Raw genomic sequence first — 17,382 nt, 5'->3', positions numbered from 1 at the left:
CGTGTTCTAATACAGCTTCCGGCCTTTGACAAGGCGGGACAGCCGCAAAATCAGAGCCAGTTCTTCTCGCGAAGGCCGATCGGCCTGAACGGGTCGATGAAGGTGCCGGCGACTAGGGAAGCCAGTTGCTGCGGCACCGGCGGAATACGGGCGAGATTGGAGACGACGCGGTCGCGGATCAGCGGCAATATGCGCGAGTCCGACTGGTAGAAGGGCGTGAACACGCGCGAGAACATCTGGAAGCCGCGTATGTGGTTCCTGCGCGACCGCGCATAGAACGACAGGGCCGATGCGAGATCGCCCGATATGGCCAGGGCATGCGCCAGGGCCCGCGCATCCAGCATGGCCATATTGGCGCCCTGGCCGAGCTGTGGGCTCGTCGAATGGGCGGCGTCGCCGATGATCGCAAGCCGCGGCCCGATCGGCCTGGCCAGCGTGTGATGTCCGTAGCGGGCCAATGTCATTTCGTCGAAGCTGCCGATCTGGTCGAGATAGGCCGAGCATTCGGGCCAGAGCGCAAGCACGCTGTCCTTCCAGCGCTGAAGTCCGCCCTGCCGCAGCGCCGCCTCCCCTTCGGGCTTGGTGCTCCAGAAGAAGGCAGCCATCTCGTGATCGCCCGCCGGCGTCCGGCCGATGGGCAGCACGCCGATCATCGTGCTCGCCCTCTGATAGCGCTGCACCAGCGAACGGTTGTCAAAACCTTGCGGATGCCATTTGAGCGATGCCCAATAGGCTCCATAGGCCAGCGGTCTGGGAGAAGACGGGGCAAGGCAGTGCCGGATGAGCTTCGATCTGGCGCCGCTCGCATCGACAACGAGGTCGAACGGGCCGAACCGGCGTCCGGCCTCCGTCAGAAGCGTGGTCTTGTCGGCGCCGCTTTCCAGCGACACTACATCGACATCGGTCTCAATAGCTATCCCGGCGTCGAGGACCGCCCGATAAAGCACGTCGAACAGCGCTGCACGGTGCACCGCCAGCCCAAATCTTCCGCCCGGCCGCGCGGAATATTTGACATCCAGAACCGTGCGCCCGGTCACGGCATCGGTGCCATGGAGCCGGTCGATACGATTGCCCAGCGCCCGGATGGCATCGAACAGGCCGAGATCGTCAAGGATGGTCAGGCCCGTCGGCTGCAGGATCAGGCCGGAACCGACCGGAGACGGCGAGGAGAACCGCTCGAACAGGGTGACGCGGTGATCGCTGCGGTTCAGATAGAGAGCGGCGGCCAGTCCCGCCGGCCCCGCCCCCACGATCGCGACGTCCAGTTTCTTCATCGATCCTCACCTTGCACTGCAGGCTTCCCTGGACCGAGGCATGCCATGATGCGCGTCGAATGCTCTAGATATTGACCTGTGTACCGATCTCGACTACGCGGCCGGTGGGTATCTGGAAATATTCGGTCGCGTCGCTGGCGCTTCGAGCCAGGGCGATGAACAGCCGATCCTGCCAGCGCGGCATCTCCGAGCGGGCCGAGGCCTTGAGAGAACGGCGCGAAAGGAAGAACGAGGTCGTCATGATGTCGAACTTCCAGCCCTGCTTGCGGCAGATGGCAAGCGTGCGCGGAATGTTGGGGCGCTCCATATAGCCGAAGGTCAGCGTGACGCGCATGAAGAGATCGTTGATGGGCTCGATGCGCACCCGCTCGCTCTTGCGCACCAGCGGCGTCGAAGCCGTGATCACCGTCAGGATGACATTGCTCTGGTGCAGCACCTTGTAGTGCTTGAGGCTGTGCATGAGCGCCGTCGGCGTGCTCTTCGGATCGCCGGTGAGGAAAACCGCGGTACCCGGAACGAGCGCGGGCGGATTCTCCGCCATCTTCCGCGATATGATATCGAGCGGAACCTCGCCCTTGCGCGTCTTCTCGAACAGCTGGCGGCTGCCGCGCACCCAGGTGAACATGACGAGGACGACGAGCACGGCCACCACCAGCGACGCCCAGCCGCCATCGACGACCTTGATGAGATTGGCGCTGACGAAGGTGAGGTCGATGATCAGGAAGCCGGTGGTCAGCGCAATGGCGATCCACAATCTCCAGTTCCAGATCCGCGTCATGACGATGAACAGCAGGATCGTCGTGACCAGCATGTTGCCGGTGACGGCAATGCCATAGGCCGAGGCGAGATTGGTCGAGCGTTCGAAACCGAGCACGAGCAGGATGACGACGATGCCGAGCAGCACGTTCACTTTCGGCAGGTAGACCTGGCCGGACTGCTTCTCCGACGTATGCTCGATGTTCAGGCGCGGCAGAAGATTGAGCTGGACGGCCTGGCGCGACAGGGAGTAGGCGCCGGAAATGACCGCCTGGCTGGCGATGACGGTCGCCATGGTCGCAAGACCGACCATCGGCAGCAGGGCCCAGCCGGGGAACATCTCGAAAAACGGGTTCTTGGCGGAAGAGGCATGGGCGAGAATGAAGGCGCCCTGGCCGAAATAATTGAGCAGCAGGCAGGGGAACACGATCCACATCCACGCCGTCGCAATGGGCTTGCGGCCGAAATGCCCGAGGTCGGCATAGAGCGCCTCGGCGCCGGTGACCGCGAGAAACACCGTGCCGATGGTCGGAAAGGCCGTGGCGGGATTGTTGATGATATATTCGAAGGCATAGACCGGATTGACGGCCGCGAACACCGTGAGGTCGTCCGTGAGATGCCACAGGCCGAAGGCGCCGATCGCCAGGAACCACAACAGCGTTATCGGACCGAAAATGATGGCGACCCTCGCAGTGCCGAAACGCTGTATGGAGAACAGCGTGATAAGGATGACGAGGGTGATGGGGACGATGAACGGTTCAAGGTCCGGCGTGACGATTTCCAGTCCCTCCACGGCCGAGAGCACGGAAATTGCCGGCGTGATGACCGCATCGCCATAGAACAGGGAAGCGCCGATGATCCCGAGGCCCAGAATGAGCTGCGGGCGAGACTTGAAGCTCGCCCGCGCCAATGCCATCAAGGAAAGAATGCCGCCTTCGCCGTCATTGTCGGCGCGCAGCACGAAAAGCACGTATTTGACGGTGACGATGAGCGCCAGCGCCCAGAAGATCATCGATACGACGCCGAGCACGTCCGTGCGGCTCAGGCTTCCGTCCAGCGATGCGGCGTGGAGCGCCTCGCGAAAGGCGTAGATGGGGCTGGTACCGATGTCGCCATAGACGACGCCGAGAGCGCCGAGCACCAGGACCGGAAAAGCTTCCTTGTGGTGCGGGTCCGACTCATGAACGACATTGCCGTTTTCGCAGCTATCGTCGTCCGACAGTTGGTCACTCATATGGCTTTCCCTCGCTCTGACGGCGTGGGCGGACGAGTTAGTCGTGTTGCATCGCAATATCAATCATCATTTTAACATAGCTGTTAACAACTGCTATGCAAAAATGCATGGGAAAATTGTAAATGCAGCCGTTTCAAAGCACTAGCCGCGCAAAGCGGCAAGAAATCTTTCCACAGATCGCGCCATTCCATGGACCAGCGCATCGGCTGTGAGGCCGTGTCCAATAGACACTTCCACGAGATTCGGCACCTTTTTGACCAGCGGCGGCAGGTTTCCGACCGTCAGGTCATGGCCGGCATTCACTTCCACGCCGGATTTTTCCGCCGCCAGTGCCGTCGCGCCGAGCTTCTCCAGTTCGCTCGCCTCGCGCTGCCTGTCTTCCACGGCACCGCCATAGGGGCCGGTATAGAGTTCGACGCGCTGTGCGCCGAGTTCCGCCGCGAGCGCCGGCAGGGCGGGATCGGCATCGATGAACAGGGACACGCGGCGGCCGTCGCGCTTCAATTCCTGGATGATGGGCTGCAGAAACTGCGCCTGCCGCTCCAGATCCCAGCCATGATCAGAGGTCGCTTGCGCCGGATCGTCGGGAACCAGCGTCACCTGCTCGGGCTCGTTCCTCGCGACGAGATCGAGGAATTCCGGGGTCGGATAGCCTTCTATATTGAATTCCGCCGCCGGAAATTCATCATCGATCAGCGCCCGTATTTCCGGCAGGTCGGAGAAGCGGATATGCCGCTCGTCCGGCCGGGGGTGAACCGTGAGGCCGGAAGCGCCGGCGGCCAGCGCGATGCGCCCGAGACCGGTGACGCTTGGCCATGGCAGGTCGCGGCGGTTGCGCAGCATGGCGATGGCGTTGAGATTGACTGAAAGAGAAGCTGTCATCGAAAAGAACCCGCGCGAATAGGATGGCGTCAGTTAATACAGTGCGAAGCCGCATTGGAAACAGCTATATCGTCACCCTGTCAATTCCGGCGCCGCACCGGCACCTAGCGCACCACGGTCAGCCGCTCGGCCGCCCGGGTGATCGCCGTATAGAGCCAGCGCTCGCGCGTGTCGCGGAACGCATAGCTCTCGTCGAAGAGCACGACTTCGTTCCATTGCGAACCCTGCGCCTTGTGGGTCGTCAGTGCATAGCCATAGTCGAAATCATCATAGCGCTTCTTGGTCTGCCATGGAATCTCGGTATCCGGATCGTCGAACTGTGCCTTGAGCAGCTTTATCTTTGCCACGCCCCTGCCCGGTTCCTCGTCTTCGGGCGAGACGAGCAGGTTTATTCCCGGCTTTACGGTCTCGCGCGACGACGTCATGACCTTCCACAGCGACCCGTTCAAAAGTCCCTTCGCCGGGTCGTTGCGCAGGCAGACCAGCTTGTCGCCGGCCTGCGGAAACGATGCGCTGAAGCCCTTGAGTTCCCGCAAACGTTGATTGTAGCGTCGGCGCGTGCGGTTGGTGCCGACGAGGACCTGATCGGCGCCCAGCACCAGTTCCTGCGTCACCTCCGCCTTCGAAATGACCTTGGCCTTGCCGAAATCCCCATATCCGAAGTCGCGGCCCTCGCGCGCATCGAGAGCGAGGCGCAGGATCGGATTGTCCCTCGCCTGCCGATGTATCTCGCTCAGGAGGAAATCCGGATCATGCTCGGTGAAGAACCCGCCGCCGGAGATGGGCGGCAACTGACCGGGATCGCCGAGCACGAGGATCGGCGTGCCGAAAGTCATCAGGTCGCGGCCAAGCTGTTCATCGACCATCGAACATTCATCGACGACGATCAGCTTTGCCTTTGCCACGGGGCTTTGGCGATTGAGCGAGAATGTCGGCGCGATGCTGGTCTTGCCCGTGGTTTCGTCCTCCACGGCTTCCTCGCCGCGCGGCCGATAGATCAGCGAATGCAGGGTTCGGGCGTTTCTGGCGCCCTTGGAGCGCAGAACCTGCGCCGCCTTGCCGGTGAAGGCGGCAAATTGCACGTCACCGTCGATGTGCTCGGCGAAATAGCGCGCCAAGGTTGTTTTCCCCGTTCCCGCATAGCCAAACAGCCGGAAGATCGGGCTCCGGCCATCTTTCAGCCATTTGGAGACGGCTTTGAGCGCCTCATCCTGTTGAGGTGATAATTGCATGGGTCTGACTGACAGGATTCGTGCCCAAAGGGCAAGAAGAATGCGCGCCGGCGCTCATTTCCTAGAGATTATCGGGATTTCCGGCGCGGATGGTGCCCTCGCCGATCGGGCCGAAATGCTTGTCGACCATGCGGAAGCGATCGTCCTTGACCTGCAGCGTCCAGCAGATCTTCTTTTCCTCGCCCTCATAGGTCAGGCAGAGCCCTTCCTCCGACAGCGCCCATTCGCCCGAATAGGAAATGCCCTTGGTCAGGAGTTGATCGGGCTTGCAGCATTCGATCATCCTGCCGCGCGACGTGCCGTCCTCGGCCAGGTACTCGCTGAAATTATAGGGCGGCTGCGCCTTGATTTCGCCGGTGAGCGTCGCGCCGGTGACCAGCTTGCGCAACTCTTCCAGGGGCGGCGTCGGCCAGGTCTCCTCTGCCTGCGTCGGCGCCGCCAGCAGGGTCAGCGACAGGACCAGGATTGCACCGATCCGTTCCATCGAGATAAGCCTCATATCAATTCCTGTCAGGGTCGTTTTCGAGCAAGATCGGCTTTCCGTGCGGCGTTGCCTTCGCCGCGCGCTGCCACGCCGCCGCCAATGTCCCGATATGGTCCGGGTCCGCAATCCCTTTCCGCGTCATCAGGGTTTCCAGCGCGTCCAGCCAGCATTCGTAATAATTGCCGGCATCATGGCGGAAATCCGGCTGGGCCAGCCGCGTCGACAGCGCCTCGGCCCAATCGGCCCAGCTGAACAGTCCACGCTCGTGCAGCGCGACGACCATCGCGAAGGCCTGCGCCTGCCACGGCTCCTGGAACGTGGGCGGGTCGATCGCCCCTTGCCCCCGGGGATCGAAGTCAGGCAGGCTCAAGATAGCTCTCCCACGCGTCGATGCTGACCACCGAATTCGCATCCGCCGAGCGTCCCCATAGCTCGCTGCCTGCGAACGCCACCGTGTAGACGAATTGCGGATTCTCGCCATGGCCATGGGCATTGCTGTCCGGATAGACATAGCCGGCATGCACGGATTCGATCACGCCTTCCCTGCCGCTCGCATAACGCGGCAGGCGTGTGTGGGTAGGCGGATTGAAATTGATGGTGCGGACCCTGTCGCCCGGCTTGAAACGGGGCTGGCCATCGACAGGCCGGTCGCACGGCCCGCCCCGGGCAAGAGCCGCCGGGACATTTTCGGCCAGGAGCTTCGACTTTGCCTGCGCACCGGCGGAGAGCGCCCGTCCGGACCGCAATTCTTCATCGGAGACGAAACCATGGCGTTTCAGCAGGATCTCCAGCGCCTTGATCCAGATTTCATAATAGCTGGAGGCGTAATAATCCCCCGGATGCAGGCTTTCGCGCGCGTGGCGGCTTTCATCGATATTCCAGTGTCCCATGGCCCCGGCGGCCAATGTCAGCCCGAGCGCGCGCTTCTCCCATTCCGCATGGAACAGCGGCTCGTCCTTCTCCGGTGCCACGGGCCCGAAGCCCATTTCACCGCCAAGGTCCTGTGCTCCGTTCATGCTGCGCCCGGAGCCAGCGCCAGCCCCGCCCCGATCATGGAATCACGCGTCACGAGATCGGCCAGCGCCTCCTCGCTCAATCCCCCCGTATTGGCGGGACGCATCGGTATGACGAGATAGCGCAGTTCCGCTGTCGAATCCCAGACGCGGATACGGGTGGATTGCGGCAGCACGACATTGAACTCCGCCAGCACGCCGCGCGGATCGATCACCGCCCGCGAACGATAGGGCGGCGACTTGTACCAGACGGGCGGCAGGCCCAGCACCGACCACGGATAGCAGGAGCACAGGGTGCAGACGACGAGATTATGCGTCTCGGGCGTGTTGAACACCGCCTGCATATGCTCGCCCTGCCGTCCGGTGAAGCCGAGGGAAGCGATCGCAGCCGTCGCATCCTGCTTCAGCCAGTCGGCATATTGCCGGTCGCTCCAGGCCCTGGCGACCACGCGGGCACCATTGCGCGGGCCGACCTTGTGTTCGTAGGTGTCGACAATAGCATCGATGGCGGCGGGATCGACGAGCCCCTTCTCCGTCAGGATCGTCTCCAGCGCGCGCACGCGCGCCGTCATCGGGTCGAGTTCGTTGTCGTGGTCATGATCATGATGATGGGCCATGGCCAAATCCTATGAGGCTCTCGGCAAAGTCGCAAGCCTTACCTCAGCATCGGCCAGAGACTAGCGACGAGGGCAACGCCCATGGTGATGTTGAACCATCTGAGGCGCACCGGATCGGCCAGCCAGCCGCGCATGACCTGCCCGAAGGCTGCCCAGCTCGATACGGAAGGCACATTGACGATCGTGAAGACGAGGCAGACGATGAGAACCGTGGCGATATAGGATTGCGGCGACGTATAGGTCGCCATCGCCGTCACTGCCATCACCCATGCCTTGGGATTGACCCACTGGAACGCCGCCGCCTCGAGGAAGGAGATCGGCTGCGAACGCCCGTCGACATTGTCCATAGACCTGGACGTCGCAATCCGCCAGGCGAGATAGACGAGATAGGCGCCGCCGGCGAATTTCAGCACCGTATAGAGCAGCGGCACCGTTTCCAGCAGGGCTCCAAGGCCGAAGCCGACCCCGAGCAGGAGGAAGCAGAAGCCCGAGCCGATGCCGAGCATATGCGGGATCGTTCTGCGGAAGCCGAAATTGGCGCCGGATGTGAGCAGCATGAAATTGTTGGGACCCGGCGTTATCGACGCCACGAAGGCGTAGACGACCAGGGTGATGAATATATCGAGAGACATCTTGAACCGCGTTGGTAACGCTCAGGGTTGGACGATAGCCTAGAACCGGCGCCATGGCCGTTCAACAGGCGACTTGTCAGGGATGCAATCGAAATCCCTGACAAGATTGCATCTGTCTTTACATGCCGACAGGGCCGCGATTCATCGCCGCGACGCCGGTCCGGCAGATTTCCACCAGTCCCAGCGGTTTCATGATCGCGATGAACTGGTCGATCTTGGAGCTCTTGCCGGTAATCTCGAAAATGAAGTGCTCCGTCGTCGCGTCGGCGACCTTGGCATGGAATGCGTCGGCCAGCCGCAAGGCTTCGTTGCGATGCTCTCCCCGCCCCGCGACCTTGACCAGCGCCAGCTCGCGCTGGATCGGCCGTTCATGCCCGAGTTCGTCCGCCCGCATCGACAGGTCCACCACGCGGTGGACCGGAACGATGCGTTCCAGCTGGTGGCGGATCTGGTCGAGTATATGCGGCGTGCCGCGCGTCACGATCGTGATCCGCGACAGATGCTGCTCGTGCTCCGTCTCCGAAACCGTCAGGCTCTCGATATTGTAGCCTCGCCCGGAAAAGAGGCCGATCACGCGTGCGAGCACGCCGGGTTCATTGTCCACCAGCACCGACAGGACGGTGGTGACGGGTAGTTCCGTTTCCTTGGCGATGAAATAGGCGGAGCCGGAGGCTAGGTTCTGTGCGTTCATGATTTCTCTCCGGCTTAAACGAGCTGTCTGCCCTTGGCATCGATTGCATTGGCAACCGCTTCATCGGTCGCCTCGTCCGGCAGCAACATCTCGTTATGTGCCTTGCCCGAGGGAATCATCGGGAAGCAATTGGCGAGATTGGCGACGCGGCAGTCGAAGAGCACCGGCTTCTTCACGTCGATCATTTCCTGGATGGCGTCGTCGAGCTGGTCCGGCTTTTCGCAACGGATGCCGTGCCCGCCATAGGCTTCCGCCAGCTTGACGAAATCCGGCAGCGCCTCGGTGTAGGAGTGCGACAGGCGGTTGCCGTGCAGCAATTGCTGCCACTGCCTCACCATGCCCATATATTGATTGTTCAGGATGAAGATCTTGATCGGCGCTTCATACTGAACGGCTGCGCTCATCTCCTGCATCGTCATCTGGACGGAAGCGTCGCCGGCAATGTCGATGACCAGCGATTCCGGATGGGCGATCTGCACGCCGAGCGCCGCCGGCAGGCCATAGCCCATCGTTCCAAGGCCGCCCGACGTCATCCAGCGGTTCGGTTTCTCGAACCCGTAGAACTGCGCCGCCCACATCTGGTGCTGCCCGACTTCGGTGGTGATATAGGTGTCGCGGTCCCTGGTCAGCGCATAGAGCCGCTCAAGCGCATATTGCGGCATGATGACGTCCTTGTTGCGCGTATAGGACAGCGAACGCCGGCCCCGCCATTTGTCGATCTGCGTCCACCAGGCATCGATCGCCTTTTCGTCGCGCTTCTGCGACGAGGCACGCAACAGGCGGATCATGTCCTCCAGCACGAGAGCGACATCACCGATGACCGGGATATCGACGCGAACCGCCTTGTTGATCGAGGACGGGTCGATATCGATGTGGATCTTCTTCGAGTTCGGCGAGAAGCCGCTCAGCCGCCCGGTGATACGGTCATCGAAACGGGCGCCGATATTCACCATGACGTCGCAATCATGCATGGTCATGTTGGCCTCGTAGGTGCCGTGCATTCCCAGCATGCCGAGCCAGTTCTTGCCGGAAGCCGGATAGGCGCCGAGCCCCATCAAGGTGGAGGTGATCGGGAAATTGGTCAGCTGGACGAGTTCGCGCAGCAACTTGCTGGCCTCGTTGCCGGAATTGACGACACCGCCGCCGGAATAGATGACCGGACGCTTGGCCGAGAGCATCAGCGCCACGGCCTGCTTGATCGCTTCGAGGTCGCCCTGCATTTTCGGCCGGTAGCTGGTGCGCGGGCTGGTCTCGGGCGGCGTATAGGTGCCGGTCGCGAACTGGACATCCTTCGGAATATCGACGAGGACCGGTCCCGGGCGCCCGGTACGGGCGATATGGAACGCTTCATGCAGGACGCGGGCGAGATCGTTCACGTCCTTGACGAGCCAGTTGTGCTTGGTGCAGGGCCGGGTGATGCCGATCGTATCGCATTCCTGGAAGGCGTCGGAGCCGATCAGCGTCGTCGGCACCTGGCCGCTGATGCAGACGAGCGGAATGGAATCCATCAATGCGTCCTGCAATGGCGTCACGGCATTGGTGGCGCCGGGACCGGAGGTGACGAGCATGACGCCGACCTTGCCCGTGGAGCGGGCATAGCCTTCGGCGGCGTGTCCGGCGCCCTGTTCGTGCCGCACCAGCACGTGCTGGATCTTGTCCTGCTGGAAGAGTTCGTCATAGATCGGAAGCACAGCACCGCCGGGATAGCCGAAAATATCTGTTACGCCCTGGTCGATCAGCGCCTGGACCACCATTTCGGCCCCGGTCATTTCGCGTCGTTGCGATGGCTGGCTGTTGTCCTGTCTATCTGCGGTCATTGGTCTCTTCCCGTCTATTCTGTGGCGCGCGGCCTTTCAGAAGGTGCTTTCGTTTAGCTGAGATGATGGAAATAAAAAAGGCCCCCGAAGGAGCCTGTGTTTCGCGCATGGGAGCTTTCGCCGGGTGTTTACAACACCCTGCCCATGCGCGATCCCACGACGATAAGAATAGTTTTCATGGTGGCGAACGATAATTAAGCCTTTTCCGTCCGTCAACGGCAAAAATGACCTCATTTGCAAAAGGATCGATTGAATCGATCCGGTCAGGGGCGCGCAATGCGCTGCCAGCTACTATCGAGCTGGTTGCGAAACCACGTCATCTGGCGCTTGGCATATTGCCGTGTCGCGATGATCGCGCGTTCGATCGCCCGATCGATTTCCATTGTCCCCGCCAGCACTTCCGCAAGTTCACGGACGCCGATCGCCCGCATGGCCGGGAGGTCGCCCGCGAGCCGCATCGACAACAGCGCGCGAACCTCGTCGAGGGCCCCGAGATCGATCATCCTGGCGAAGCGCTGCGCTATGCGGTCGTTCAGCCATTGCCGGTCGGGCTCGATGACCATCTTCTCCGCGAACTCGCCCTCGATCAGCGCTTCGCCCTTCTGCTCCTGCCACTCGAGGATGGAGCGATTCGATGCCTCGAATACTTCAAGCGCCCGCACGACGCGCTGACTGTCGGTGGGGCGCAACGTTGCGGCGGCCAGCGGGTCCCTGGCGGCGAGCACCGCATGCAGCGCCTCGGCCCCCTGTTCGACCTGCTGCTGTCGCCAATAGGCGCGTATATCGGCGGGAATCTCCGGCATGTCCGAAAGGCCGCCGAGAAGGGCGCGGAAATAGAGGCCGGTACCGCCGACGAACACCAGCGGACGCTCGCGGAGCGGCGGTTGCTGCAGCAGCCTCTTCACATCGTCCAGCCAAAGGCCGGTGGAATAGGCGACCGACGGGTCGACATGGCCATAGAGATAATGCGGGACGACCGCCTGTTCGCTGGCATCCGGCCGCGCGGTGAGGACGTCGAGAACGTCATAGACCTGCATCGAATCGGCATTGACGATGACCGCCTGCCGCTCCTTCGCGATCTCCAGCGCAAGTGCCGACTTGCCGCTTGCGGTCGGTCCGGCTATCAGCACTACTCGTTGTCTACCCACACCATCACCCGACTGGAAATCGCTCATGCCATTCATGGCCACTCTCATAGCCAATCCCGCAAGGCCCGTCCTTACGACTTCCCTCGGGATTAAAGCTTCTGCCGCCATCAATGCAACCGGTCTTTACTGGCTGGCGGACGGCGTGGCCTGCGATCTGACCATCAGGGAGGGCGCGGATCTTGCCGCGGTGCGCGCCGAGCTTGCGAACGCCATCGATGGCGAGCCGGTGGATATCGTCGTGCAGGAACAGGATGCGCGGCGCAAGAAGGTGCTGATCGCGGACATGGATTCGACCGTGATCCAGCAGGAATGTATCGACGAGCTTGCGCAGGAGGCCGGCGTCTTCGACCGGGTCGCGGCGATCACCGCCCGCGCGATGAACGGGGAGATCGATTTCGAACCGGCCTTGCGGGAACGCGTCGCGCTGCTGAAGGGGCTGCCCTATTCGGTCATCGACAAGGTTATCGCCAGCCGCATCACATTGATGCCGGGCGCGCCGGAACTGGTGCGCACCATGAAGAAGCACGGCGCCTATACCGCGCTCGTCTCGGGCGGCTTTACCGTCTTCACGCGGCGGATCGGCGAAATGATCGGCTTTCACGAGAACAGCGCCAATGTCCTTGTCGACAATGGCGAGACGCTGAGCGGCGAGGTCGCCGAACCGATCCTCGGGCGCGATGCGAAAGTGGCCGCCCTGCGCTCCATCTGCGAGCGTTTCAGCCTCTCCACCCACGATGCGCTGGCAGTCGGCGACGGCGCCAACGATCTCGGCATGATCCAGCTTGCTGGCACAGGCGTCGCCCTGCATGCGAAGCCGATCGTCGCCGCGCAGGCGAAAATCCGCATCGACCATGGCGATCTGACCGCCCTTCTCTACCTGCAAGGCTATAGAAAGACCGATTTCGTCGTCTGACGCACCCGGACGCTGCTGAAGATCAATCGATCTGCAGGGTGACGAAGCGCAGTTCTCCGCTCTTGGACGCGAGCATGAGCAAGGCGTTCTTGCGGCCCTCATCCCTGAGTTTCTCGATGCGCGCCGCCACGTCTTCCGGCGTCGAAACCGCTTCCTGTGCAATGTCGACGATGACATCGCCGGCCTGGACGCGCTTGTTGCCCGCGACCGAATCGTTCTGCACTTCGGTGATCACCACGCCCTGGACTTCCTTGGCGATGCCGAACTTCTTGCGCGTCTCGTCGTCCAGCGCTCCGAGCGTCATGCCGAGTACATCGACGCCCTGAAGCGTGCTGTCCTCGCCCTCGTCGGTCTGATCCTGCTTGGCCGCCTGTTGCTCGCTGTCCTCCAGCCGGCCGAGCTTGACCTTCACCGTCTGCTCCTTGCCCTTGCGGACGATGACGACGTCCACTTCCTTGCCGACGGGGCTCTCGGCGACGACGCGCGGCAGGTCCTTCACGGTGCCCACTTCCTTGCCGTCGAAACGGATGATGATATCGCCGGCCTGTATCTCGCCGCCTGCAATCGGGCCGCCTTCGATGACACCGGCAACGAGCGCGCCCTTGCTCGAGGTCATGCCGAGGCTTTCGGCAATATCGTCGGTGACGGGTTGAATGCGAACGCCGAGCCAGCCTCGGCGGGTCTCTCCGAATTCACGCAATTGCGCGATGACGCCGGAAGCGAGTTCCGCCGGGATGGCGAAGCCGATGCCGATGGACCCGCCGGTCGGGGAGATGATCGCCGTATTGATGCCGATGACCTGGCCGTACATGTCGAACAGGGGCCCGCCGGAATTGCCGCGATTGATCGCGGCATCCGTCTGGATGAAATTGTCGTAGGGCCCGGAATTGATGTCGCGGTTGCGCGCGGAAACGATGCCCACCGTCACCGTGCCGCCGAAGCCGAACGGATTGCCGATCGCCATGACCCAGTCGCCGATGCGGGTCTTCGACGAATCGCCGAACTGGACCGCGACCAGCTTCCGCTTGGATGGATCGACCTTCAGAACCGCAAGATCGGTCTTGGTGTCCTTGCCGACGAGCTCGGCCGGGAGCTTCATGCCATCGCTGAAATTCACTTCGATCTCGTCTGCATCGGCGATGACGTGATTATTGGTGACGATGATCCCCTGCGCCGCGTCGATCACGAAACCGGAGCCCAGCGACTGCACCTCGCGCGAAGGATTGTTCTGGCCGGGCCGCTGCTTGCCGAAATATTCGTCGAAAAACTCCTGGAATGGCGATCCGTCGGGCACTTTCGGCATCGGAATGGGCCCGGATTCGCCGTCGGGACCCTTGACCCGCTGCGATGTCGATATATTGACCACGGCGCCGAGTAGCCCATCGGCGAGGTCAGCGACCGAGGCCGGCCCCTGGGCGCGCGGCTGCGCGCTGTTCGGAACTGCCGGGGCCTCGTTCTGGGCCATCGCCTGCGTCACGGTGAAGGGACTGCCCGCGGCAGTCACCAGCACGAGAAGCGCCACGGAAGCAGAGAGAGAGCGGACGACTTTATCGGAAACCATGCCTCGGGCCTTTTCAGATAGGGATGACCGGTCACAACAGACCGGCAAGAATAGTCGAAAATATGGCCGCGTGGCTATCTCCCCACGGTGATTTGATCGGCCCGCGACCGAACGGGACCTGTCGGCGGGCTAGCCCCTGGCAAACCAGACGACCGCGACGCCGATCGCGATCGAGGCCACGCCCGCCATCCGCAGGAACGTGTCGGGTTGCTCGCTGACATCTCTCGCCACCCGCTTCGCCATGATGGGGAAGCATCCGTAGAGCAGTCCCTCGAAAACGAGGAACAGCCCTACGGCGTCCAGAAAATCCGTCATGTCTCCCGCCCCTTACTGAGCAGGAGCAGGAGCGGCGGGACGCGCCGGTGCGGCACCGGCAGCCGGCGGAACGGCCCCGGCCGCGCCCTGGAAGTAGCGGAAGAATTCCGAGTTCGGCGACAATACCATCGTCGTACCGGAGTTCTCCAGGGCGGCGCTATAGGCCGACATGGAACGGTAGAACGTGAAGAAGTCGGGGTCCTTCGAGAAGACTTCGGCGAAGATGCGGTTGCGCTCGCCTTCACCCTGACCGCGGATGATCTCGGATTCCTTGCGCGCCTCGGCCACGATCTCGACGACCTGGCGGTCGGCGATTGCCTTGATGCGCTGGGCCGCTTCACGTCCGCGCGCCCGGAGGCGCTCGGCTTCCGCCAGGCGCTCCGCCTTCATGCGCTCGAAGGTCTGCTGCGACACTTCCTGCGTCAGATCGGTGCGCCGGATACGAACGTCGGTGATCTGAAGGCCGAGCGATTCCGAATCCGGACGCAGTTGTTCGCGTACTTCGCGCATCATGCCGGCGCGCTCGTCCGACAATGCCGCCTCGAAGCCGCGCAAGCCGTATACACCGCGCAACGATGCGTCCAGGCGTGTGCGCAGCCGCGCCTCGGCAAGGGTGATGTCGCCGGAGACGGTCTGGCGGAACTTGCGCGGATCGGTGATGCGATAGACGAGGAAGGCATCGACCTCGTAGAACTTGCCGCCCGAAACCTGGACACGGATATTGTCGAGCTCGAAGCTGAGCAGGCGATCCTCGATCCACTGGACATTGTCCGCTTCAAGGAAGCTGAACGGCAGTTTGAAATAGATGCCGGGGTCGGTTTTCACATCGACGATTTCACCGAAACGCAGGACGATGGCCTGCTGGCCGGCCTTGACCACGAAAACGGAGGCGTAGACGAGCAGGCCGAGGAGAACGACGATGCCTGCAATGAAAGGGAGACGGTTCTGGTTCATCACTGTGCTCCCTTTGCGGAGTTCTGTTGCCTGCTCAGCTCGGGCAATGGCAGATAGGGAACGACACCCTGCCCGTTCTGATCGACGATCACCTTGGTGGAATCCTTCAGCACACGCTCCATGGTCTCAAGGTAAAGGCGCTGGCGCGTGACGTCCGGTGCCTTGACATATTCATCGTAGACCGAGGTGAAGCGCTGGGCCTCACCAGCCGCCTCCTGGACGATACGGTTCTTGTAGGCGGCAGCATCTTCGCGAATCTGCGCGCCCTGCCCGCGAGCTTCACCCAGCTTCTGGTTCGAATACTGGTTCGATTCTTCGACAAACCTGTCTTCGTCCTGCTCGGCACGCTGGACTTCGTCGAAGGCATCCGCCACTTCGCGCGGCGGCGCGGCATCCTCGATGGAAACTGCGTTGATCGCGACGCCTGAGCGATACTCGTCCAGCGTGCGCTGGATGATCGCCCGCACGTCATTGGCTATGCCGGCACGGTTGTCGCGGAAAATATCCTGTGCCGGGCTGCGTCCGACGATCTCGCGCATGGCGCTTTCGGATACCTGCTGGACGAGGTTTTCCGGATTTTCCACGTGGAATAGATAGGAAACGGGATCGGAAATGCGATAAAGCACCGAGAACTGCACGTCGACGATGTTCTGGTCGCCCGACAGCATCAGGCCCTCTTTCGCGCCCCTTGTTCCCTGGCCGCCGATATTCTTCTGCTTCTCGACGATTTCGACCTTTTCATAGGTCTCGATGGGCCAAAGATGGAAATGCAATCCGGGCTCGGCGATATCAGGCTTCGGCTTGCCGAAGCGAAGCTCCACCGCGCGCTCGTCCGGCTGCACGGTATAGACGGACTGGAATATCCAGAAGGCGACGAGCGCGAGGACGCCGACGATCCATATTGCCGGGCTTCCGCCGGTGCCGCCGGGAATGGCCTGGCGCAGACGGTCCTGGCCGCGCCTGAAAATATCTTCGAGATCGGGAGGCGTCTTGCCTCCGCCGCCGCCCTGGGGTTTCTGGCCCCACGGGCCACCGCCTCCACCATTATTGTTTCCGCCGCCACCCCATGGGCCGCCGCCACCGTTCTGATTACTCCAGGGCATTCCTACCTCTTAATTTGAACGAAAAGCGCCACCCCGTGGCCTCCCCTCGCTGGTCCGATCACCCGTTTATAGGGATCGCAGGACGCGCTTTCAACGCGCGCCTTGGCATTTCGAAAGGTTTTACTGAAAAAACAAACGATTATCAGGCTCTATCACGATATTATCATATCAATGTCGACGGTGCGCGATCCCTTACCGACGCCGGTCATAGACCACGTGGCGCGTAGGATGGCTGTCCTTCTCGCCCGAGGGGAACTCCTCGCTCGATTTTTCTTCCCAGACGGCCGGATCGATGGGCGGGAAATGCACGTCGCCTTCAATATCGGCGAGAACCCAGGTCACATGCAGCCGATCGGCCCTGTTCAGGGCCTGCCTGAAGATTTCCCCGCCGCCGATGATGCAGATCTCGTCGACCCTGTCTGCCGCGGCATGGCTGCCGGCGACCAGCAACGCCTCGTCGATCGACCGCACCGCGATAACGCCCTCGACCGCGAAGCCGGTATCGCGCGTCACGACGATATTGGTTCGTCCCGGCAAGGGCCGCCCCAGCGATTCCCACGTTTTCCGCCCCATGATGATGGGCTTGCCCATCGTCGTGGCCTTGAAGCGCTTCAGGTCCGTGGAGAGGCGCCAGGGCAGATCGTTCTCTCGTCCAATAACGCCGTTCTGCGCGATCGCAACTACGAAACTGATCATTTCTGCCTGCCTGGTTCGATTGATCTCGGAGGCGGAGTTGTAGGCAATATGAAACCTGCC

At 62.1% G+C, this 17,382-nt stretch carries 18 protein-coding genes; 1 reads left to right on the top strand and 17 read right to left on the bottom strand.

Annotation, left to right across the window (positions count from 1 at the left end):
* Positions 1–50: 50 nt before the first annotated feature.
* The 12 genes from OSJ75_RS01390 to miaA all read right to left on the bottom strand — a co-directional run bounded on the left by OSJ75_RS01390 (position 51) and on the right by miaA (position 11,816).
* A complete protein-coding gene (locus OSJ75_RS01390) occupies positions 51–1,274 on the bottom strand; it encodes an FAD-dependent oxidoreductase (RefSeq protein ID WP_267226381.1) in 1,224 nt (407 codons plus the stop codon).
* 64 nt (positions 1,275–1,338) lie between these two features.
* Entirely contained in the window at positions 1,339–3,264 is a 1,926-nt protein-coding gene (locus tag OSJ75_RS01385; protein ID WP_267226379.1) for a potassium transporter Kup, read from the bottom strand.
* 141 nt (positions 3,265–3,405) lie between these two features.
* A complete protein-coding gene (locus OSJ75_RS01380) occupies positions 3,406–4,146 on the bottom strand; it encodes a pyridoxine 5'-phosphate synthase (RefSeq protein WP_250013319.1) in 741 nt (246 codons plus the stop codon).
* 104 nt (positions 4,147–4,250) lie between these two features.
* Positions 4,251–5,378 carry an ATP-dependent DNA helicase gene (locus OSJ75_RS01375; protein ID WP_250013317.1) on the bottom strand — a complete coding sequence of 376 codons (1,128 nt, stop codon included), beginning with the start codon at positions 5,376–5,378 and terminating at the stop codon, positions 4,251–4,253.
* A 61-nt stretch (positions 5,379–5,439) separates the two neighbouring features.
* Positions 5,440–5,877 (bottom strand): hypothetical protein, encoded by a 438-nt coding sequence (locus OSJ75_RS01370; RefSeq protein WP_267226375.1) that lies wholly within the window; start codon positions 5,875–5,877, stop codon positions 5,440–5,442.
* Position 5,878: 1 nt separating this feature from the next.
* On the bottom strand, positions 5,879–6,232 hold the full coding sequence (locus tag OSJ75_RS01365) for a nitrile hydratase accessory protein (RefSeq protein ID WP_256473140.1): 354 nt from the start codon (positions 6,230–6,232) through the stop codon (positions 5,879–5,881).
* Positions 6,219–6,878 (bottom strand): nitrile hydratase subunit beta, encoded by a 660-nt coding sequence (nthB, locus tag OSJ75_RS01360; protein ID WP_267226372.1) that lies wholly within the window; start codon positions 6,876–6,878, stop codon positions 6,219–6,221. Before nthB ends, OSJ75_RS01365 begins: the two co-directional genes overlap by 14 nt.
* Positions 6,875–7,492 (bottom strand): nitrile hydratase subunit alpha, encoded by a 618-nt coding sequence (gene nthA, locus OSJ75_RS01355; protein WP_267226370.1) that lies wholly within the window; start codon positions 7,490–7,492, stop codon positions 6,875–6,877. The genes nthB and nthA overlap by 4 nt, the downstream gene beginning before the upstream one ends.
* A gap of 38 nt (positions 7,493–7,530) precedes the next feature.
* Entirely contained in the window at positions 7,531–8,124 is a 594-nt protein-coding gene (locus OSJ75_RS01350) for a LysE family translocator (RefSeq protein ID WP_250013307.1), read from the bottom strand.
* A 118-nt stretch (positions 8,125–8,242) separates the two neighbouring features.
* On the bottom strand, positions 8,243–8,815 hold the full coding sequence (ilvN, locus tag OSJ75_RS01345) for an acetolactate synthase small subunit (RefSeq protein WP_250013305.1): 573 nt from the start codon (positions 8,813–8,815) through the stop codon (positions 8,243–8,245).
* A gap of 14 nt (positions 8,816–8,829) precedes the next feature.
* Positions 8,830–10,632, bottom strand: a complete 1,803-nt coding sequence (locus OSJ75_RS01340) for an acetolactate synthase 3 large subunit (protein WP_267226366.1) — start codon at positions 10,630–10,632, stop codon at positions 8,830–8,832.
* A gap of 263 nt (positions 10,633–10,895) precedes the next feature.
* Positions 10,896–11,816: a tRNA (adenosine(37)-N6)-dimethylallyltransferase MiaA gene (gene miaA / locus OSJ75_RS01335; RefSeq protein ID WP_267226364.1), complete on the bottom strand. Its 921-nt coding sequence runs from the start codon at positions 11,814–11,816 to the stop codon at positions 10,896–10,898.
* On the opposite strand from miaA, the gene serB reads away from it, so the two are divergent.
* Positions 11,806–12,693 carry a phosphoserine phosphatase SerB gene (gene serB, locus OSJ75_RS01330; protein WP_267226362.1) on the top strand — a complete coding sequence of 296 codons (888 nt, stop codon included), beginning with the start codon at positions 11,806–11,808 and terminating at the stop codon, positions 12,691–12,693. The two genes, miaA and serB, sit on opposite strands and share 11 nt — an antisense overlap.
* Positions 12,694–12,715: 22 nt before the next feature.
* Here serB and OSJ75_RS01325 read toward each other — a convergent pair whose 3' ends face one another.
* From OSJ75_RS01325 to OSJ75_RS01305, 5 genes are all read right to left on the bottom strand, one after another.
* Positions 12,716–14,254, bottom strand: coding sequence for a DegQ family serine endoprotease (locus tag OSJ75_RS01325; protein ID WP_371929476.1), 1,539 nt, complete (start codon positions 14,252–14,254; stop codon positions 12,716–12,718).
* A 129-nt stretch (positions 14,255–14,383) separates the two neighbouring features.
* A complete protein-coding gene (locus OSJ75_RS01320) occupies positions 14,384–14,569 on the bottom strand; it encodes a DUF2065 domain-containing protein (protein WP_250013300.1) in 186 nt (61 codons plus the stop codon).
* A 12-nt stretch (positions 14,570–14,581) separates the two neighbouring features.
* Positions 14,582–15,523: a protease modulator HflC gene (gene hflC / locus OSJ75_RS01315; protein ID WP_250013299.1), complete on the bottom strand. Its 942-nt coding sequence runs from the start codon at positions 15,521–15,523 to the stop codon at positions 14,582–14,584.
* Positions 15,523–16,626: an FtsH protease activity modulator HflK gene (hflK, locus tag OSJ75_RS01310; RefSeq protein WP_250013298.1), complete on the bottom strand. Its 1,104-nt coding sequence runs from the start codon at positions 16,624–16,626 to the stop codon at positions 15,523–15,525. The genes hflC and hflK overlap by 1 nt, the downstream gene beginning before the upstream one ends.
* Before the next feature lie 192 nt (positions 16,627–16,818).
* Complete coding sequence (locus OSJ75_RS01305) at positions 16,819–17,322, bottom strand: dihydrofolate reductase (RefSeq protein WP_267226358.1); 504 nt, start codon at positions 17,320–17,322, stop codon at positions 16,819–16,821.
* Positions 17,323–17,382 lie beyond the last annotated feature (60 nt).

Source organism: Phyllobacterium sp. 0TCS1.6A, from assembly GCF_026420825.1.
GTDB lineage: Bacteria > Pseudomonadota > Alphaproteobacteria > Rhizobiales > Rhizobiaceae > Phyllobacterium.
Note: the sequence above shows the minus strand (reverse complement) of the source record. Positions and strands in the feature narration are given on the sequence as shown.